This is a genomic window from Paenibacillus sp. MCAF9, assembly GCF_052114265.1.
Taxonomy (GTDB): Bacteria; Bacillota; Bacilli; order Paenibacillales; family Paenibacillaceae; genus Pristimantibacillus.
Genome location: NZ_JBFREL010000088.1, coordinates 1 through 552, shown reverse-complemented (window position 1 = coordinate 552; position 552 = coordinate 1). Strand labels below are relative to the sequence as shown.

Below are 552 nucleotides of genomic sequence, written 5' to 3'. Positions count from 1 at the left end.
AATCACCACGAGCATTTGGTTAAGCTAGTAAGAGCGCACGGAGGATGCCTAGGCACCAGGAGCCGAAGAAGGACGTGGCGAACAACGATACCGCCCCGGGGAGCCGTAAGCAGGCATTGATCCGAGGATTTCCGAATGGGGAAACCCAGCTRTCGTAATGGAYAGTTACTACTAACTGAATACATAGGTTAGTAAGAGGCATACCAGGGGAACTGAAACATCTAAGTACCCTGAGGAAGAGAAAACAATAGTGATTCCGTCAGTAGCGGCGAGCGAACGCGGATTAGCCCAAACTTAYGCACTTGTGCGTAGGGGTTGTAGGACGTCTCACAYGGAGTTACAAAAGTGTTTGGTAGGCGAAGAGGTCTGGAAAGGCCCGCCAGAGCAGGTAAAAGCCCTGTARCCGAAAGCAAGCACYCTCCGAGACGGATCCTGAGTACGGCGGGACACGAGAAACCCCGTCGGAATCCGGCAGGACCATCTGCCAAGGCTAAATACTCCCTGGTGACCGATAGTGAAGCAGTACCGTGAGGGAAAGGTGAAAAGCACCGC

At 53.1% G+C, this 552-nt stretch carries 1 rRNA gene; it reads left to right on the top strand.

Annotation, left to right across the window (positions count from 1 at the left end):
* Window positions 1-17: 17 nt before the first annotated feature.
* Window positions 18-552: ribosomal RNA gene (locus tag AB4Z45_RS33035) — 23S ribosomal RNA — on the top strand; the annotation flags it as partial.